The organism is Methanosarcina mangrovi (genome assembly GCF_052057765.1).
Taxonomy (GTDB): domain Archaea; phylum Halobacteriota; class Methanosarcinia; order Methanosarcinales; family Methanosarcinaceae; genus Methanosarcina.
Window position 1 is genome coordinate 1038393 of the sequence record NZ_CP195120.1, and the last position, 18127, is coordinate 1056519.

17 protein-coding genes and 1 pseudogene are annotated in these 18127 nt (G+C 41.6%); 9 read left to right on the forward strand and 9 right to left on the reverse strand.

Annotation, left to right across the window (positions count from 1 at the left end; translation table 11 throughout):
- Nucleotides 1–342 precede the first annotated feature (342 nt).
- The 3 genes from ACSAZL_RS04915 to ACSAZL_RS04925 all read left to right on the forward strand — a co-directional run bounded on the left by ACSAZL_RS04915 (nt 343) and on the right by ACSAZL_RS04925 (nt 2794).
- Nucleotides 343–1596 (forward strand): replication protein A, encoded by a 1254-nt coding sequence (locus ACSAZL_RS04915; RefSeq protein WP_440947616.1) that lies wholly within the window; start codon nt 343–345, stop codon nt 1594–1596.
- The gene (locus tag ACSAZL_RS04920) at nt 1597–2166 is read left to right on the forward strand and encodes an RPA family protein (protein WP_440947617.1); all 570 of its coding nucleotides are present in this window, start codon (nt 1597–1599) and stop codon (nt 2164–2166) included. It begins immediately after the preceding gene.
- A 406-nt stretch (nt 2167–2572) separates the two neighbouring features.
- Nucleotides 2573–2794 carry a hypothetical protein gene (locus ACSAZL_RS04925; RefSeq protein WP_440947618.1) on the forward strand — a complete coding sequence of 74 codons (222 nt, stop codon included), beginning with the start codon at nt 2573–2575 and terminating at the stop codon, nt 2792–2794.
- A gap of 144 nt (nt 2795–2938) precedes the next feature.
- Here ACSAZL_RS04925 and ACSAZL_RS04930 read toward each other — a convergent pair whose 3' ends face one another.
- From ACSAZL_RS04930 to ACSAZL_RS04950, 5 genes are all read right to left on the reverse strand, one after another.
- Entirely contained in the window at nt 2939–3487 is a 549-nt protein-coding gene (locus ACSAZL_RS04930; RefSeq protein ID WP_440947619.1) for a metallophosphoesterase, read from the reverse strand.
- A gap of 255 nt (nt 3488–3742) precedes the next feature.
- On the reverse strand, nt 3743–4531 hold the full coding sequence (locus tag ACSAZL_RS04935; protein ID WP_440948785.1) for a DUF7839 domain-containing protein: 789 nt from the start codon (nt 4529–4531) through the stop codon (nt 3743–3745).
- Nucleotides 4531–5052, reverse strand: coding sequence for an ArsR family transcriptional regulator (locus ACSAZL_RS04940; RefSeq protein ID WP_440947620.1), 522 nt, complete (start codon nt 5050–5052; stop codon nt 4531–4533). The genes ACSAZL_RS04935 and ACSAZL_RS04940 overlap by 1 nt, the downstream gene beginning before the upstream one ends.
- Nucleotides 5053–5116: 64 nt before the next feature.
- On the reverse strand, nt 5117–6154 hold the full coding sequence (locus ACSAZL_RS04945; RefSeq protein WP_440947621.1) for a deoxyhypusine synthase: 1038 nt from the start codon (nt 6152–6154) through the stop codon (nt 5117–5119).
- A 655-nt stretch (nt 6155–6809) separates the two neighbouring features.
- Nucleotides 6810–7307 (reverse strand): pyruvoyl-dependent arginine decarboxylase, encoded by a 498-nt coding sequence (locus tag ACSAZL_RS04950; RefSeq protein WP_440947622.1) that lies wholly within the window; start codon nt 7305–7307, stop codon nt 6810–6812.
- A gap of 473 nt (nt 7308–7780) precedes the next feature.
- Between ACSAZL_RS04950 and ACSAZL_RS04955 the strand changes: the two genes are divergently transcribed.
- The 3 genes from ACSAZL_RS04955 to ACSAZL_RS04965 all read left to right on the forward strand — a co-directional run bounded on the left by ACSAZL_RS04955 (nt 7781) and on the right by ACSAZL_RS04965 (nt 10398).
- Nucleotides 7781–8542 (forward strand): hypothetical protein, encoded by a 762-nt coding sequence (locus tag ACSAZL_RS04955; RefSeq protein WP_440947623.1) that lies wholly within the window; start codon nt 7781–7783, stop codon nt 8540–8542.
- A gap of 80 nt (nt 8543–8622) precedes the next feature.
- Nucleotides 8623–9537 (forward strand): nitrilase-related carbon-nitrogen hydrolase, encoded by a 915-nt coding sequence (locus tag ACSAZL_RS04960; RefSeq protein WP_440947624.1) that lies wholly within the window; start codon nt 8623–8625, stop codon nt 9535–9537.
- Between the two features lie 234 nt (nt 9538–9771).
- Complete coding sequence (locus ACSAZL_RS04965; protein WP_440947625.1) at nt 9772–10398, forward strand: histidine phosphatase family protein; 627 nt, start codon at nt 9772–9774, stop codon at nt 10396–10398.
- Between the two features lie 112 nt (nt 10399–10510).
- Here ACSAZL_RS04965 and ACSAZL_RS04970 read toward each other — a convergent pair whose 3' ends face one another.
- The 3 genes from ACSAZL_RS04970 to fae form a co-directional block, all read right to left on the reverse strand.
- Complete coding sequence (locus ACSAZL_RS04970; RefSeq protein WP_440947626.1) at nt 10511–10786, reverse strand: hypothetical protein; 276 nt, start codon at nt 10784–10786, stop codon at nt 10511–10513.
- Between the two features lie 283 nt (nt 10787–11069).
- Entirely contained in the window at nt 11070–12011 is a 942-nt protein-coding gene (locus ACSAZL_RS04975; protein WP_440947627.1) for a hypothetical protein, read from the reverse strand.
- Nucleotides 12012–12548: 537 nt separating this feature from the next.
- Entirely contained in the window at nt 12549–12824 is a 276-nt protein-coding gene (fae, locus tag ACSAZL_RS04980; RefSeq protein WP_440947628.1) for a formaldehyde-activating enzyme, read from the reverse strand.
- Nucleotides 12825–13062: 238 nt separating this feature from the next.
- On the opposite strand from fae, the gene ACSAZL_RS04985 reads away from it, so the two are divergent.
- Together ACSAZL_RS04985 and ACSAZL_RS04990 are read left to right on the forward strand one after the other, a co-directional pair.
- A complete protein-coding gene (locus ACSAZL_RS04985) occupies nt 13063–14568 on the forward strand; it encodes a tyrosine-type recombinase/integrase (RefSeq protein WP_440947629.1) in 1506 nt (501 codons plus the stop codon).
- 447 nt (nt 14569–15015) lie between these two features.
- On the forward strand, nt 15016–15423 hold the full coding sequence (locus ACSAZL_RS04990) for a hypothetical protein (protein ID WP_440947630.1): 408 nt from the start codon (nt 15016–15018) through the stop codon (nt 15421–15423).
- A 166-nt stretch (nt 15424–15589) separates the two neighbouring features.
- Here ACSAZL_RS04990 and ACSAZL_RS04995 read toward each other — a convergent pair.
- Nucleotides 15590–16765: pseudogene (locus tag ACSAZL_RS04995) on the reverse strand (IS256 family transposase).
- A gap of 317 nt (nt 16766–17082) precedes the next feature.
- Here ACSAZL_RS04995 and ACSAZL_RS05000 point away from each other — a divergent pair.
- Nucleotides 17083–18094, forward strand: a protein-coding gene (locus tag ACSAZL_RS05000) for an IS630 family transposase (RefSeq protein WP_440945076.1) whose coding sequence is annotated in 2 segments (ribosomal slippage) — nt 17083–17567 and nt 17566–18094 — 1014 coding nt in all. Because the reading frame shifts where the segments join, the coding sequence is not laid out codon by codon here.
- Nucleotides 18095–18127: the final 33 nt, after the last annotated feature.

Below are 18127 nucleotides of genomic sequence, written 5' to 3' on the forward strand. Positions count from 1 at the left end.
AAAATCGAATATCAGAGAAAGTAATTTTGCATCATGGATTCCAGACCTGGAAAGGAAGAGAAAATCCTTCCTTTGCTGTGGAAAACATGCACTGAAGTGATATGCACTCCGATGCCCTTCTCCCGGATTTTTCCTTGAAGGGGGTGTGGAATGCATATATCTGAATGTTTTATATCCGAATGTTTTCAACCATAACCGAATATTTTCATCCGCAACCGAATACTTTCAACTGTGACCGAATACTTTCACCCCGCCTCACTTAGCTTTATATTCTCTGCTGCGGTACTTTAGAGTGCCTCACAATTTGATGAAAATAACCATGAGGCTTGAGGTAGATTAAAGATGAAACAGATTGCAGAATCCATTAGAGACCGGTTTATGAAACTTGGCATCGATGTGCCTGTTGAGGACATCGAAAGCAGACTCGACGAGTTGATCACGAAGTTCAAAGTGCCTTCAAACGAGGCACAGCGCAGCGTAACAAACTATTTTTTGAAGAAATATTCCATTCCTAAAAATGAGTTTTACGTCCGGCAGGCTGAACCCCAGCTCACCAAAATTGTGGATATTACGGAGAACGGGCAGTGGGCAAACCTTAAGGCAAAGGTTGTTCAGCTCTGGGAAAACACCCATGAGTCCATCTCCCAGGTTGGGCTTCTCGGAGATGAGACCGGGATCATAAAGTTTACCATCTGGAAAAATGCCGAACTTCCTCCCCTTGAACAGGGTGAGAGTTACCTTCTCCGGAGTGTTGTCGTCGGGGAATACAACGGAAGGTTCCAGGTCCAGTTTAATAAAAACAGTTCCGCAGAGAAGCTTTCCGAACCTGTTGAAGTAGGGGGAGGCGATTTCACTCCCGCAGCAAGAGAAGCCGAACTCAGGAACATTGCCGACCTTGTGGGAAACCAGTGGGCTACGGTAAGAGGAAAAGTGGTCCAGCTCTGGGAAAACTCCCATGAATCGATAGAACAGGCAGGGCTTATAGGAGACGAAACCGGTGTTATTAAATTCACCAACTGGGCAAGCTCCGAACTTCCTGATATGGAGGAAGGCAAAAGTTACATGCTGAAAAATGTAGTCGTTAACGAGTGGAATGGCAAGATTCAGGTCCAGCTTAACAAATCAAGCTCCATAGAAACACTCGATGAAGATATCGAAGTGGGTACTTCCGCTTTTACATATTTCGGGGCAATGATTGACATCCAGACAGGGTCCGGACTTATAAAGAGGTGCCCTGAGTGCAAACGGGCTCTGGTTAAAGGGGCCTGTGCAGAGCACGGGAAAGTCAAAGGAGAATATGACCTCAGGATAAAGGCAGTCCTTGATTCCGGAACGTCCACACAGGATGCCCTGATTAACCGGGAGCTTACCGAAGAGCTTGCAGGAATCTCCCTTGACAGCGCCATTGCAATGGCTGCGGATGCCCTTGATCCAGGAGTTGTGCTGGATAAATTGAAACACGAGCTTGTCGGCAGGTATTATACCGTTAGCGGGCACAGGCTTGACCGTTACATCCTTGTCGAATCGATCACTCCGAGGGCTTCTCTGGACAGGGAGATCCTTGATGAAATGCTTGCTGAACTGGAGGTGGAGTAAATGGCAGGCTTCTTTAGGGAAATATCGCGCAGGGTTTTCGCTCAGGAACTGAAAGACTCAAACCTCACATCCAGAGACGAAACTGACCAGTATGCTCCACAGTATCTCCTTACGCCTACGGGGGCAAAGGTGAACCGCATCTTCATTGTCGGGACTCTTATCGAGAAAGAGGATATAGGTACTGATTCCGAGTACTGGAGAGGCAGAGTTTCCGACCCTACAGGTTCTTTCCTTGTCTATGCAGGGCAGTACCAGCCCGAAGCTGCCCAGTTCCTTGCTGAGTGCGAACTGCCTGCTTTCGTGGCAGTCATCGGCAAAACCAGCACCTATACTACGGACGATGGAAATGTCCTGACCTCTATCCGTCCGGAATCTATCCAGCAGGTAGATGAGCTGACAAGAAATCTGTGGGTACTCGATACTGCAAAGCAGACTCTTGAGAGAATAAGGGCAGTTGAGGCACAGGAAGATCCCAACTCAAAGCTTGCAATGGAGCACTACTCAACTGATACTTCGATTTACCGTGAAATGGTAAAAAAAGCCCTTGAATCCCTTAAAGATAATCTCTGAGATCTAATATAATATCCCGGATATAATCTCTGAGAATCGTAAAAAGCAGCAGTAATTAATAGTCGTGAAATTCAGGGGTTCTTTACCCTGAATTCACACTTTCATAACAGGAAGCCCTTTGTGCTTTTAATTTTCCGTTAATTCTTTTCTTTTTCCTTGGTTTTTACTCTATTTTTGTTTTGTTTTTTTCCTTTTATTTTGCTTTTTCCTTTTTCTTCTTTATTTTCCGGATAGTTTTCTTCAAATCTTTAATGTACTGACTATTTTTTTTCATTTTTCAGGCTATAGGAGCGTAAAAAGGCAAAATATAGATAAATAAACGAAGCATGATATGAAATAAGCAATAAGTGTTTGGATAAGAGTCGCCGCTAAAATAAGTTAATTAATTGGCATATGAGATGATCCTGTGAAAACCTATCTTGTGGTCTGGTTCAGTAGTGAAGGAGTTCGCCCGTCTGAGGTCAACCAGAGGCTGTTGTCCCTGGGTTTCGAACCTATGCAGGGGAGCTACGATTTTGTGTATAACTGGAACAGCAATGTTGGCGTCGAGAGGATTCTCGAGTTTGGAGACAAAGTCTACCTGAGCCTTCAGGGGACAGGGGTAATGTTCAAACTGGAGACCATGTGAACTGAAAGGAGTTCGCCAGATACGTAAGTTCCAGTGACCTCGCCTAGCGCGGCATGTGCCGGAATTCTGCTAATAAAACCCCTGGAAGGTTCCTGTTTCCACCTTTTTCGGATCCTGCCAGTCGGCTCATGTGCTCAGGCCCTTTTATTTCAGGCTCTCTTCCTCTTCTTGTTTTTTCAGGGCATCCCGGAACCTGATATATTCGCAGCTATCCCCTTCAAGGGTAAGTATTCGGCCTTTGATACTTCCTTTTTCAATTATCAGTTCCACGGCGCTCGGATTTGACATCCTGGGTTTTGTCGGGGAGCCCGGACAGACAAGCATGACATCATTTTTCTCAATCAAAGGGCGGTGAAGGTGCCCGAAAATCAGGATCTCCACTCCCATCTCTCTGGCGAGGTATCCCTGGGCAGTTGTATCCATCACTGACAGCCCCCCTTCATGCACCACTCCTATTTTGACCCCTTCAACCTCGAATTTCAGCCTTTCCGGAAGGAGCTTCCGGAGTTCGAAGGTATCAGCATTTCCGGCAACGGCTTTCAACTTGCCGCTGGCATTGAAAGCCTGATAAGCTTCTACAGTACTGAAATCCCCCGCATGGACGATCAGGTCACAGTCCTTGAGAATATTTTGAAGTTGCGAGGGGACTTCGCCGGTCCTAAGATGGGTATCGGAAATTGCGATCAGCTTCATGGAAAACCTCCGGGTAGATAATTATGCAGTAGGTAGATGATTATGCAGTATTAAGATAAAAATGTGCAGCGTATCGGAGAGGGCACTTACGGTTAAACTTTAAAAATTGAAGTTAAACTCTATGAATTTCCGTTACACTCCCAAAATTGCATCTATGCCTGATAAAAAACGGCGCCTGTTACAGAAAAACAGGAGGTTCGGATTCCAGCCCGTGAGTCCGGAATACCTCGAACCGGAAACTAAAAATCAGGAAATTTACTCGACTGTCAGGTCAACAAGTTCGTATTCGAGGTTTTCGGTTTCTAACCGGCTCAGGAGCGCAGAGACCTGTTCGTCCACCGACACAACCAGGGATGAAAGGCCATGATATGCAGCCTCGATTACGGATTCGTTTGTCCCGAACATGACATTGGGGCTTATGCCAATCTTGCGAAGGGCGATTAACGATTCCACCCCGATTGCTGCTATATAGGGTTTTGAAGCTGCCAGTGCCTTCAGGCGGTCGAGGTCAACTTTTCTTGACCCTCCGCGTTCGACTCTGGGCACCTTGCAGATCGTGATTGTCGCATTTTCCAGGTCTATAAGGCCCTTGAGGGTTGTTACTCCCACATCTTCTCCCTCGGCGGCATCGGATATGGCAGTGCCTGAAGCTCCTGTCTTTTCCGTGCTGCTTACGTAGAGGAGTCCGTTCTCCATTTTCAGGTAGACCTGCTGGCCTTCTTTGAGTTCCTCTTTTGTGATGGCTGTCCAGGTAGAGACATGGCTGATGATGTCCTCCATGACAAAGCGGGCGTACTGTTTCATTTCAGCAGCGTTTTCAAGGACCCATTCCACGCCCTCTTTAGTAATCCTGTACCGGACGCGGCCTTCGGTTACAATGAGCCCGTCATTTACAAGCTCCTTTATGTATTCGGAAACAGCCTGAGGGGTTATTCCTATCTTTGCGGCAATCTCCTTTTGCCTGACATTGGGCTGGTGGGCAGCAATCTCAATAAGGACCTGAAATTTGGTGACGCCGCTCTTGGTCTGGAGGATCTTAATCATCAATCGTAATTCTCCTCAACATCTTCAATTATTTTTAGCCTCTGCCCCATTACTGAAAGCCTTTCGGACCTGCGGGCAACAGCGCAGATATAAAACGGGTTTTTGTTGAGAGTCCGTGTGAGGTTGCTCATCGAAGTGTTGCCCTCTTCTACCAGTCTTTCCAGTTCCTCCATGGCATCCTTTACCTCCTCGTACGGTTTGAAGGTCAGCATAATGATGTCACTGAGGTCTTCAAAGGAACACTGGAAGTTCACCTGAACCTTCGAATAAGAACTGTGGTATTCTTTTGAGGGTTTTTGTCCTGCTTCAGGGACTCTCCACTGGCTCTCAAGGAGCCCGGCCTTTTTCAGAATATGAAGGCTTTTTGATGAGTCCGAACCTATGAACTCATCAATTTCTGCCCTCGTCATCCATTTGCTAGAAAGTGCATCGAATATTTTTTTATGGGTTCTGGATCCAAATGTCCTGAGTAATGGTACTAAATAGGAAGGATCGTTAATTATTCGAGTTCGTTTACCCATTTATGTCCTCTCCTTCTCGCCTTATGTTATCAGCTTTCAAATATGATAAAGATTTGTGATGTGATTACTCTTCATAAACGATATCAAGCCCTTCGGGGCTGTCCCAGGAAAAAACAGGGGCAGCACGTTTCAGGTCGTGGGATTTTTCATACAGGGCATGGGCAACAATTGGAAGAGCGATGGTAGCATCCACAAAAACCTGTACTTTCTTTGCCTGAGGGGCAATCTTTCCCCATGAGACCGCTTCATCAAAAGTGCAGCCTGAGAGCCCTCCCCAGTGTGGAGAATCGGCGGTGTACTGGATTGCATAGTCATGCCCGCCAATATCCATCCCGAGGATCGAAGCTATTACCTCGGTCTGCTGGATGAAGTTCTTCGGGACTCCGCCTCCTACATAAACAACGCCTGTACGTCCGGATTTTTCTACAATCTGTGTGATCTCGTCAACGTCTTTTATCTGGTCTATTTCAAGTTTAAGTCCTCTTCTCCTTGCAATGGTAAGCCCTATCCCTATGGAACTGTCTGACAGTGCAGGTACAAAAATCGGGACATTGTGCCTGTATGCGCTTACAACTATCGAGTCTTCAGCACCTCCTCTCCTGACAAGTTCCTTCCCGAGCAGGTACATGAACTCCCTTGAAGAACAGGTAATCTCTCCTATCTCCTCTGCAAAATCAGCAATCAGGTTGTCTGCGGTCCTGAACTCTTCTTCCACTGCAAAAATGTCATAAATCCTGTCTACTCCGTGTTCAAAGAGTTTTTCATCATCAGCCAGATGCGAGCCCACATAATGCTTTCTGCCGAGGGCTTCGTGGCAGTCATGGAACAGGTTTGCCCCTGTGCTTACAAGGCAATCGATCATTCTTTCCCGGATCATATGGGAAATAACCCGGCGCATCCCGGCAGGAACCATGGCGCCGGATAAACCCATAAGCACAGTCGTGTTCTTCTCTTTGAGCATGTTGTGCCAGGCCTGGACTGACTCGGCCAGCTTCCTGCCCTGAAAGCCGGTCCTGAGCATTCCGTCCATTAATTCGCTCACAGACCTGGCTTTTACATCAATCGGAACGGTCGGGTTGTTCGTAAATACATTGTAATGCATGCCATTCTCCATAATAAGCAGATAGCGATAGGTTTGCCTGTGCTTCCGGAATCCTGTCTGGCAGGTACCCCGGCAATAGACGGTAAGAGACGCAAATAACGTTAAGGGATTATATATTTTTTATTAAATATCAATATATGCAGACTCTCTCGCCTGAAGCTTCCTTACATAGGGAGGCTTCTCCTAAGGAAGACTTATTTGCTGTGTTTAAGTTCTGAGATAAGGGGGAAAGGTGTGTTGTGGATAGCAAGATAGTTCCTAATAATAACCGGGCAACTTTCAACAATGGTTGGATCCGGGTTGCTGATTGACGTTTGATTGCTGATCAGGTGCCGGATTGCTGATTGGATTCTGGATTAATGATTGGATGAGGATCGATTATTAATGCTGAGTTGATGATCGGATTGATGATTGGATGCTGATTGGATGCTGATTGATATTGGTTAATGGTCGGATGCTGAATAATTGTGATCTGAAGGGAGTATGAGGGATAGTATAGGGAAATAGATAATGATGTAAATAGGTGTATTGCAGTAAATAGGTAATGTCCGTAAACGGGTAAGTCGGTAATTAATGCCTGTAATAGTCCTGTAATGTATATTAAACAACAGCATTAACCGCAGTTCCAGCTGGAGTTCCTGTATGAAATTCCTCTTTAAATAATAAAAATTGCTGCGGATATTACGGTCGTCCAGTCTCCGCTTTCCTGTACGGAAGACGACCTGGGAATGCTGAAAGTTTTGAGGGGGGCTTCATTTATCCAGGTGCTGTACATGCTTCCTGCAAGTTTTATGGCATGTTCCCCCACGTCCTGTGCGCTTTCTTCGTAAGCATGATACTCGGAAATATAGCCGTGTTTGTTTATATCCCTGGGGAGTGCGCATCCGACGGAAGTGCTTAAGGTCTTTCCCGGCTCATTGGAAGAGATTCTGGACATCACACAGAAAACTACCTCTCCAGGGCTCAGTTCTTTCAGACCGTCTGTCTTTGTCACAATTTCACAGTTTGGAGGCAGGATCGAACTTACAGTTACAAGGTTAAATTTTTCAATACCTGCATCCCGAAGTGAAACCTCGAATGATTCAAGTTTTTCGGGGTGTGTACCGACTCCACTTGTAAAGAATACTTTTCTTGGAATTAACTTTGCGATCATCTTTACATCCTTGCGAAGTCATCAATTTAAACTTAATTGAGATAGCAATTATCATTTTTAAGCATTGCCCTTCAATTTCGCCGGAAAAAAGTCCTATTGCTGTTTCTTCAGGCATCAGTGGAGTGCAGGTGTTCATATCTATACTTTTATATTTAAACGTATTTTTCAGGAACTTTTTATGTGTAGTCTTGCAATCTGAAGTTCTTTTACTTTTATTCAATCTGGCCGATAATTATTTTTCTCAAAATTAATCCGTTACTTCAAAAATTCTTTTGCTTTTACACTTTTTTCATTTTGGTTATCCCGCATTTTCGTTCCTTTAATGAATTTCTTCAATTTTTCCAGCCCTTTTGCCAAACTCTCATAAGCTTTATATCATGCCGGATAATTACATCGTGTGTTACTCCCTGCAATTTTCCTGTTCAGCCTTTTAATGACAGGAGAAATTCGGTTTTTTCCGGAAGCTCCCGGAAATGGGACCTGATTATGTGTTTATTGGAGCAGGAGATTGTGTTTTTCTGGCCATGGGCCTGAAGACCGAACTACCATTAATTAACCCTGATGTTAATATAAAGGCAGAGACAATGGCCGAGAAACTCAACCTTAAAGTTATGGAACTGCTTGACGGCAAGCAGCTCTCAATCAGCGGACTCTCGCGGGAACTGAAAGCCGAAGGGATTGAAGAACACCGGCTGGTCCTGACAGGCTATCTCAGGGCACTCCGGGACCTTGAACTTCTGGAGGAAAGCGAAGTTCCCCCTTCCAAAATATATGCTTTGCCCGAAAAGGATGGGGAAGCTCTGCCTGAAAAAGGCAGTGAACTCGAGCCGGCAGTCCCCTCTGATTCCGAAGACATTTACCTCATTTTCAGGACACAGCTCCTGAAAATCGATCTTGATTTCCGGATTCCAGTTGGCGTTTATATAATTTCCAGGCTGTTTGAAAGGCCCTGTTTCCGCAGGGAGTTAAAACTTGCGGGAATCACCCAGAAACATCTTGATCAGTACATGGAAAAACCCGGAACGGTTTGCGAAGTTTCAGACTCCTCCCTGAAAAAAGCCAGAGTCGACATTACAAAAATTGAGATTCCCACAGATGACCCTGCATACGAACTCCGGGAAAACAGGGAAGAAATAACCCGACTTGCAAACGAAGTGCTTGCAGGGATGATTCGGCACAGGATGGACCTCGAAGGTCTGGTAGCAAAAAGTAAACAAACCACTCTATTACCCTGAAATACTTTTTCACTATCCTGAAAATCTTTATGTAAATCAGAGTCCGATCAGGACTCAAAAAGCAGATATGTTGGTCAGATATGAAAGTTGCCTGTATCCAGATGGACGTGCTTCAATGCAGGAAGCAGGAAAACCTTGAAAAAGCCCTTTACATGGCTCTCAAAGCCGTTAAGAAAGGAGCCGAATTAATCGTTTTTCCGGAGGTCTTTTCAACAGGTTTTTGCTATGAAAACCTCAGCCATGCAGCCGAAAGCCTCCCGTCTCCCACTCTTGAGAACCTGGCATGTTTTTCCGAAGCAAATGACTGCATCGTCCTGGGTTCGATCATTCAGAAGGATAAAGGAGAGGCCTATAGAGAAGATGTTGGAGAAGGCGGCATAGAAGTTAAGAGCGGAAATGATGCGAAAAAAGATTTTATCGAAGGAGAAAATGGTTTTTCCGGGAAAAAAAAGGAAATACCGGGAAGTAAAAAGTCTGCTCTCTACTATAATCTTGGTTTTTGTTTTGAGTCTGGAGCTCTTGCAGGTACTTATCGGAAGACTCATCCCTTCAAAGCCGAAAACGGTTATTTCGCAAAAGGCAGTTCCATAGAGCCCATTTCCCTTAAAAAACAGAACCTGAAAATAGGGTTTGAAATTTGCTACGAGCTCCGCTTTCCCGAGGTTGCAAGAAAACTTTCCCTTGCCGGGGCTGACCTGCTTGTGACCGTAGCTGCTTTTCCCAACCCCAGGGCTGAACACTGGAAAACCCTTGCAAAGGCGAGGGCGATCGAAAATCAGATCCCGCATATTGCATGCAACAGGACAGGTTCTGCTCCTGACTGCACATACTTCGGAAACTCGATGATTATCGATGCCTGGGGCGAGGTAAAAGCTGAAGCAGACAGCAAAGAGTGCGTGATTGTCGGCGACCTTGATCTTGCAGGAAAAGAAGAAATCAGAAAGGATATTCCTGTTTTTGAAGATCGGAGAATTGAACTTTATTCCGATAATTAGTGCCTTTTCGGAATTTTTTTGAAAAATCAGACCAATCTTATTAGCAGACCAATCTTATTAGCAGACCAATCTTATTAGCAGACCAATCTTATTAGCAGGCCAATCTTATTAGCAGACTATCTTATTAAACCTGTGTTGTTTTTAACTGCGCGCCGTCCGCGATTTGATTGAAACCTGGTTTTTCAGTTCAAATGCGTAAGTCCTTTATCGGAACTATTTAAGGGAAGTAGAAAATTGAAAAATATTATTACGATTCAGCACACACAATCTGTCCATCATACGAATGGAATGATAGGGGCTTGGACTGACTGGGAATTAACTGCTCTGGGAAAGCAACAGGCATTTAATATCGGTGAAGCATTGAGTAAAGAAATAACAGATCAACATTATGTGATGTATGCATCCGATTTATTGCGAACCAGACAAACCGCAGATATCGTAGCTTCCTCACTGGAAACCGTACCGATTTATAAAAAAGAACTTCGTGAAATTAATTTGGGAAGTGCCGCAGGGAAATCAGTTGAGTGGTTACGTAAAAATCAAATTAAGCAGGACATGCATATATCTTCTCTGGATTATAAACTCCTGCCGGACGCAGAATCAAAACGAGATCTATATGAGAGGCTGCTTCCTTTTTTACATGAAATACAAAATTCTCAGGAAGAAAATTTCATAATAGTTTCGCACGGCGGCACATTAAGTATGTTATTTTACATGTGGCATAACCAAGATATCAATAATCTGGAAAATACGGAATTTCGGGGCCTACCCGGCGGAGTCTCAGTTTTAAATGAAAATGATAAAGGGGTAAGAATTATTCGAAAGTTAAACGATTTATCTTACTTATCCAACCCCGTTTAATGAAATCTACTGCAAGCTTTATTTTCCCGAAACTGCAAGAAAACGTTTCCCTGCCGGTTCTGACCTTTTAGTGATCCCGGCAAAATTTCTCTTTTTCTCCTGTTTTACTTAATTATCTGCGGCTTTTTGTAAGCATCGCCATCAGGAACGGCTTTCCGTGGCTCGGGTAAATAGTATTTATCTTCAGGCTTTCCAATTTTTCAATGCTGGCATTAAAATCAGCAGGGTCATCGATAATAGAGCCGGGAGCCTGTTCGTCTATATTTTCAAGCAGGTCTCCGCAAAAAAATCCCCCTTCACGGTTAGTATTCCTATCGAACCCTTTGAATGTCCCGGATGTGAAGAATTCCAGTATCGAATCCGTATTTGAAAAGGTCATCTCCTTCATCGATGCTTATTTTTCGAAGCCGTGATAAAGCTGTGAAACCATCTTTTCAAAAATAATGCGGGTTTAACTGCTTTACGGACAATGCGAGTTTAACCGCTTTACAGGTAATCGGTTTTACGAATGATCGGCCTTGCGAATGATCGGTTTTACGAATGATCGGTTTTACGAATGATCGGTTTTACGAATGATCGGTTTTACGAATGATCGGTTTTACGAATGATCGGTTTTACGAATGATCGGTTTTACGAATGATCGGTCTTACGAATAACCAGTCATCAAATCCTCAAATTCTCTTATCCAGCATCCCTGTAATAAGCTGCAAATCAACTCCCACTCCGCTGATTAATAAGCGTTCTTTTTTGTTGCCAAGCAACTTCTGTGTCCAGTCAACAAAGCCGCCGTCCACAATTTCCACATCATTCACATTGAGCTTGAAATTAATTCCCTGATAATAACTGTTGTCGGTTTCTTCCCGGTTAACTGTAAAATCAATATTGGGATATCTCTCCCGAAGGTGGCAGTGTATTCTTTCAATAAAGCCCGTTTTATCGGTATAGCCATTTCTCATATTAAGCGATACCCGGAGCTTATGCCCCAATTTCTCCACAAAATAATTTATATAGTACTCCATATGTCTGGCTATTGCGTCCTTTTCGAAACCGTAAGAACCCGTGTCTTTGCCGGAACTGACAAGAGTAAACAGGCTGAAATGAGGGACAAATGCCGTGCTCTGAAACATCTGTCCGCGAGTAACCCTGCAGGTTGCGGATAAATGAATCGGATTTTTTGTATTATCAATAGTTTTGTTTTTTATTCCGTTAGCAAGGTAGATGGCGAGCATATTGGTGCTGTCTGCAATGAGTTCCAGTCCTCTTGTTGCGGAGATTACATTGTTCTGGTCGACCCTGGCTATCACGGAGCAGCTTCCTAATAGGCTTGCAGGAGAGAGCAAAACAGGTGAAAAACCGGAAGTTTCAGCCATCTCTAGCATTAATAGTTCGACTCGTTTGACTTTTATAGGGTTAAGTTCGGAGGGCTTTACAAACCGGTTAGATCCGTACTTATTTAAGATGTCATTCGGAGTATTTTTACTCGCCATCTCTTTTGAAAGAGCGAGCAAAAATGTAGTAATTTCGGATTGTGACAGCCTGGTTGTAAGCTCATTTATTAAGTTCTCATTGCCTGCTTTTTCAAGCACATTTCCGATAATATTTGAGTTTTTCATTACTATCCCACTCTTATTACTCCACTTTTATTTTTTGTTCTTTCAGGTGCATTATCTTTTCTTCTGTTTTTTTTCTCCTGTTTAGTGCAGCTCCCGGACAGAAGGCATGACAACTTTTAAGTAAGGGCTGTATAAGAAAGAAGAATTGAGGCCTGAGGCCTTTCAGCTTCCGCAAACCAAACGCTTCCAAAATACGCTTCCTTATACCTTTAAGCTTGCAGAAAGGCTCGGTGCTGAAGAAGCGCCTTTCGGCGTTTCTTCTTTACTCAACTATCTCCAAAAACCGGTTCGGACAGACTTCTTTTTTACAAATGTTTGTGGACGGGCCGAGGCATGGAAACTCCTTAAAAAAGAGAAATCCCGGACTCCATTCCGGATAAATGAGGTTCCGGGAATATATATTCCGGGTAAATGATATCTTGAGGCAATGTATTCGGGAAAATTATATTCCGGAAATCTCCTGAAAAACCCGGAGATCTCCTGAATATCCTTGCCTGTATCTTTCTGCGAACCCTGAAAAGTCCGAAAAGGCCTGTTTTATGCGAAAGGATGTTTTGCGGAGTCCTTTTTGGCCAGTGCCTCTTTAACTGTCGGTTTGCTCTCCATTGCACGGGCTATTGCAAGTTTTGTAGCTTCATAGTTATATTCGTAGACTTTGCCCCTGTCTTTTGCGTCCCATTCGATAAAGACCGAAACAATGATGAATATGTCATCTGCCTGCTCTTCGGGGAGTATTCCGGCAGCTACCGAGTCCATAACCGCTTTTGCAACCGCAGCCTGCGCCGGCCCGAACATCAGGGCAGCCTGTGCCACATTCTTGATCGTTACCTTGTTTACTAGGATATATTCTTATACGTTACCTTGTCAAGTTTTGGAAGTGAATAAATGCGTGATATATGGAACGTATTGATGGTTTCAGCAACTTGTTTTGTTTTAGGATCGGCTTTGTATTCTTGTTTTGTGGAAATTGATTTTTCACCCGGATACATTTTTAAAGAAGTTGTCACATTTATATTTATGATAATTATTTTTTAAGTGGTGGGGTTAAAAAATGAAATTCAATGAACTAAAGCAGGACACATATATTAAAAATTGGCTCTCAGGAATTGGAGCAAAAACAAGTACAAGAGAAATATATACGGATTCAATGAGAGCTTATACAGATTTTCTTGAAAAAACCCCTCAACAACTAATTGAGGAATCTGAAGAAGAAATACTTTCAGGTCTTCTAATGCGAAAAAGAAGAATTGTTTCAGATCTTCGAGAGTTCCGTGAATATCTTGAAAACTCTGATGCTGCACCAATGAGCATAAAAGGCAGGATGACAGCAGTTCGTAGTTTCTACCGATATTATGATATTCAGCTTCCATTTTTGCCGAAATCCACCACAAAAGCAAGACCCCCTTTTAAGCATCGTGATATCCCCACAAAAGACGATATCAGGGAAATAATTAGTATAGCTGATCCACTAGAGAAAGCAATAGTTCTTACAGGTGTTAGTTCAGGTCTAGCAGTGAATGAAATTTCAAACCTGAAAGTACAAGAATTCTTAGATGGTTACGATCCTGAAACAGAAATTACAACCCTTCACCTAGTCAGACAAAAGGTAGGATACGAATTTTACACTTTCTTGAGTCCCGAAGCTTCAAGAGCAATAATTGAATATTTGGAACTCAGAAATAGAACATCTGAAATCAATGATAAACAAAGACAAGAGCATCTTTTAAAGCAAAAAGTAGAGTACGATAAAAACGGAAAAGTGATAGGATATCTTTTCATTGGAAGGTATATACCTTCTGAATATCTCACGGCAAAGAAAAACGCTGAAGAATTAAGAAAGCTTGAGACAAAAGCCATTCAAAAAATATACCGTGAGCTTTCTGAACGTTCAAGAAAAGCAAGTCCTTCTGGTGAATGGAATCTAGTAAGATCGCACAATATACGAAAGTTTTTCAATAGCACTTTATTAGCGAATCATGCTGAATTGTTTTTCACTGATTTCCTAATGGGTCACCAGATAGACAGTACAAGAGATGCTTATTATCGTGCTGATCCAAAGGCATTAAGAGATGAATATCAAAAATATGTTCCATATCTCACAATTCAGAAAGAATTGAATATTTCCGAAAGTCCCGAATTCATAAAACTTAAAAACGAGAATGAAGTTCTCGCAAGAGAAACCGCAAAGGCAACAGTAGAAAGAGCCGAAATTCAAAGGATAAATATTGAATTTGAAGAATATAAAATTGATACTCAAATTCAAATGCTTGAAACACGAAAAGATTCAAGAATGCAATCATTAGAAATGATGATTGATATGCTTCCTGAAAAAACAGATGAATTACAAGAACAAATTGAAAATACAAAAGCATATTATGATAGTTTTATAGAAAATGTTAAAACAAAACTATATACGCGAAAAATCTGTATGTGTGGAAGGCAGATAGCTGCGAACTGTGTGGCCTGCCATAGCGTCCGGGTTCGGCTTTCTGCAGGTTGGGACCCCCCTTTCCGGAATGCTCTTCCCTCAAGGGAAAAGTTCATATCAAGCTTTTAGGCCCGCTGCAAAAAAGCCAATTACGGTAGTAGACCTTCGAGGACCTGTCGCTTGAGTTCCTGGACATACTTTTACCAAAGTAGGCCATAGTTAGGAAAGCCTATCCCGGGAGATTGGCCTGCAGGTTGCGGGATCCTGGAAGATCCGAAGGGTATGCGAGTACAAACCTATTGTGGCACAACTTCCTCGAAAATCAGACAAAATTCTTGTCTTGGTTCAGGACGTTGAAATTTTAGGATGAGCTCAATGTAAAAGAGTTTAGAAATATCATATAATAATTTTACACCAATTTAATATAGCAATCGACTTAATAGATTCTACATGAAGAATGAAATTATTAAGAAGTTTCATATTATTTTAGTATGCTTATTTCTTCTATTTTTGATATACATCCTTTTTGTAAATTACAATAAGGATAGTATTTCTTTATCTTACTTCGGGTCAATATTGGGCGGAATTATCGGAGGGATGTTTACATTTCTTGGTGTAAAGTTGTCTTTAGACAACCAAAAATATTCGGATAAAAGGGAATCTGAATCACATAGAAAAAGATTATTAACTCAATTACAAATTAGTTCTGAGATGTTTTCAGAACTCGATAACGTAAACGAAAATGAAGGTATTGATTGCCGATTTATAGTATATGATAAGGATTGGTATACGCATTTGGCATATCTCGAAAATTTAAGTGCAGAGGAGTTCCGAATTATTACGGGTTGGTTTCGTAATCTTCAAGACTTGGAAATTTCATCTAAGTCTAATATATCCGGGCAAGTCCTTATTAAGATGGTTAAAGAATATAGGGAAGATTTGGAGCGTATTAAAGAAATAATTAAGAAGCTGGAAATAAACTAAGAGTCTATCCAAAATATAGAATTCACCTGGATTCAGATCCCAGAATGGTATTTTGGCACAACAGAAAAAGTCAAAAGATAACGTTTTTACGGTTTTTTGTATAAGATCGGTAGTGTCCCTATATTTCTGTAAAATTCTCTCTATACCCTTTTACTCTTATTTTTGATTACTGCTCCATTACTATATACCTGTTTCCAGTAATCCATTCTTCATTTATATCGATCAGTATTGAGACAATCAGTCTCAATACTGATTCCTGATTCGGGAATGCCCCTACTACCTTACTCCTTCTTTTAATCTCCTTGTTAGTTCTCTCCATCATATTTGTTGTCCTTATTCTTCTCCAATGGTTCTGTGGAAACTGCAAATAATTCATTATATCATACTGGAACCTTTCAAGGGGATCAGCTGCGCTTTTATATCCCATCTTATCCAGTTCTCTAATCAATTCCTGTAACTTCTGACAGTCTACCAATGCTTCTTTTATTTTATCCGCTACTTCTTTTTGCTTCTTTTTTGGAATCTTCTTAAGAGTTTGCCTGATCAGATGAACATGACACATCTGCCAGCTTGATCCAATAAAAGACTCTCTAACCGCTTTTTGTATTCCTTTATGCCCATCAGAAACAATTAACTTGACACCTCTTAATCCTCTTTCTTTCAGGTCTTCGAATAGATCTTGTCAGAATAGAGAGTCTTCACTGTCTGCTAATCTTGCTCCAAGAATCTCACGATAACCGTCGTCTCTGACTCCAGCAACTATGAAAAGAGCTTTATTTTCCTAGTGAAGTCCATCTCTCACTTTAAGATAAGTTGCATCAATGAAAAGATAAGGAATTTCGTGTTCTATTGACTTTGATAAGAAATCTTCAACCTTTTCATCCAGTTCTTTGGTAATCCTGAAAAGAGGAAGCTGAGATTCCTTCAACTCCTAAAGCAGCCATGACTTTTTCCACCCATCGGGTGGAAACACCTTGAAGGTAAGACTCACTTACGGCAGCTAAAATGGCCTTTTCAACTCGAGAATACTTATCAAATACTTGAGTTGAAAAGGGAAACTCACGGAATTGAGGCTTTAATAATTCGAGTTCGCCATATTTGGTTTGTAGGGTACGAGATTTGTAACCGTTTCTACTGGCTTTGCGAGAATTGGTCCCCTCATAACGTTTTGCACCAGATTGGAGGAGGGCTTCCTCCTCCATTACAAGGTTTAAAAACCAGGTAATTAACTGGCGAATTCCATCTTCCTGATCGAAAAGATAATCTTTTTTGAGTGAGAATAAATTTGCCATTGACTCTGCTTCCTATTTTTTTGTGGTGAAGAAAAAGGATACAGAGTCAATCATATTTTACAGAAATTTCGGTACGCTACCAGATAAATGGAGTCAAAAAGTATATTTTTGCGAATTTTAGTAGGATCAATAGCTTGATAGTAGCAAAATGGAATTGAATTATATAACATATGTAATAAATTTTTATAAATTTATAGAACCTGGCAATTCCAGTTGAACCAAAAAAGAAGGAAAATATTCAGTACCAATTAGTGGGTACTGTCAAACTGAGGTTCTAATAGATTTTCAATTTCAATGGAGGATATACTATAGTTACCTCTACATTTAATGCAACATTATTATACTAATATCAATATATTAGTTACCTATGAGCTTGGAGATGTTTACCACTTCTGATATTTCTACTGCTATATATCGCTCCTGCAATAAAACTGAGCAGATTAGACTTCAAGCGTTATTATTGGTTAAAAATGGTTTAAGTCCCGCTAAAATTGCCGAAGAGTTTTCAGTCCATCGTTCAACAGTACATCGTTGGATAAAGAGAGCTGAAAAAGAAGGTTTGTCTAGCCTTAAATGTAAACCCGGTCGAGGAGTAAAGTCTTTTTTAACGGCAGAACAAGTATCTGAGCTAAAAAAAGCATTATCCGAGCCAATACCAACAGATGACGGTTATTATCGTGGTTGGCAAACAAAGGATGCAGTTCAATTTGTCAGAGAGAAATTCAACATATCTTATTCAAAATCAAGAATGAGACAAATCATTAAAAATTTAGGGTTTAGCAAAATAACATGTCGACCTCAATCAAAAAGGCGAAATGAGACTCTCACAAACGAATTTCTAGCCGAAGTTCAAAAAAAGATTCCTAAATCCTAACCACTTATTCGTAACTCAAGATGAGAGCAGTTTTTGTGTGGATTCAAACAGATCAAAATGTTGGGCTATCAAAGGTTCGAAGCCTATTAAGTTTACAAGTGGTTCAAAAGCCAAAGTCAATATTGGAGGGTTCTACACTGAAAACGAAGAGTTTTATGGGTATGATTTAGGAGTTACACAGAATACAGACTCTTACTTAAAGTCATTAATCGATTTTAAGAGAGAGATAGGGGTAAAGATATTTCTCATACTAGACAAAGCTACATGGCATAGATCAGCAAAGGCAAAGGAATTTTATCAAAATAATAAACAGTGGCTGCAAATTCTGTTTTTTCCTCCAGCTACTCCAGATAGGAATCCAACAGAATATTGTTGGAAAACGACAAGAGAAGAGTTAACGTCAATAAAATCATTCAAAAATATTAACGTATTAAGAAAAGAACTGGATGAATTTTGGGAGAAACACAAATTTACACACAAAATGTCGCATTATTTAAAATGGTGACTATACTTCATTTTGGGTTCTTCAGCAGCTACA

Bases quoted from the DNA above. Each gene is read 5' to 3' on its own strand.
- ACSAZL_RS04960 (WP_440947624.1), top strand. From the start codon at position 8,623: ATGAAAGTTGCCTGTATCCAGATGGACGTGCTTCAATGCAGGAAGCAG.
- ACSAZL_RS04970 (WP_440947626.1), bottom strand. From the start codon at position 10,786: ATGAAGGAGATGACCTTTTCAAATACGGATTCGATACTGGAATTCTTC.
- ACSAZL_RS04935 (WP_440948785.1), bottom strand. From the start codon at position 4,531: ATGATTAAGATCCTCCAGACCAAGAGCGGCGTCACCAAATTTCAGGTC.
- ACSAZL_RS04950 (WP_440947622.1), bottom strand. From the start codon at position 7,307: ATGATCGCAAAGTTAATTCCAAGAAAAGTATTCTTTACAAGTGGAGTC.
- ACSAZL_RS04985 (WP_440947629.1), top strand. From the start codon at position 13,063: ATGAAATTCAATGAACTAAAGCAGGACACATATATTAAAAATTGGCTC.
- ACSAZL_RS04915 (WP_440947616.1), top strand. From the start codon at position 343: ATGAAACAGATTGCAGAATCCATTAGAGACCGGTTTATGAAACTTGGC.
- ACSAZL_RS04930 (WP_440947619.1), bottom strand. From the start codon at position 3,487: ATGAAGCTGATCGCAATTTCCGATACCCATCTTAGGACCGGCGAAGTC.
- ACSAZL_RS04945 (WP_440947621.1), bottom strand. From the start codon at position 6,154: ATGCATTACAATGTATTTACGAACAACCCGACCGTTCCGATTGATGTA.
- ACSAZL_RS04940 (WP_440947620.1), bottom strand. From the start codon at position 5,052: ATGGGTAAACGAACTCGAATAATTAACGATCCTTCCTATTTAGTACCA.
- ACSAZL_RS04920 (WP_440947617.1), top strand. From the start codon at position 1,597: ATGGCAGGCTTCTTTAGGGAAATATCGCGCAGGGTTTTCGCTCAGGAA.
- ACSAZL_RS04975 (WP_440947627.1), bottom strand. From the start codon at position 12,011: ATGAAAAACTCAAATATTATCGGAAATGTGCTTGAAAAAGCAGGCAAT.
- ACSAZL_RS04955 (WP_440947623.1), top strand. From the start codon at position 7,781: ATGGGACCTGATTATGTGTTTATTGGAGCAGGAGATTGTGTTTTTCTG.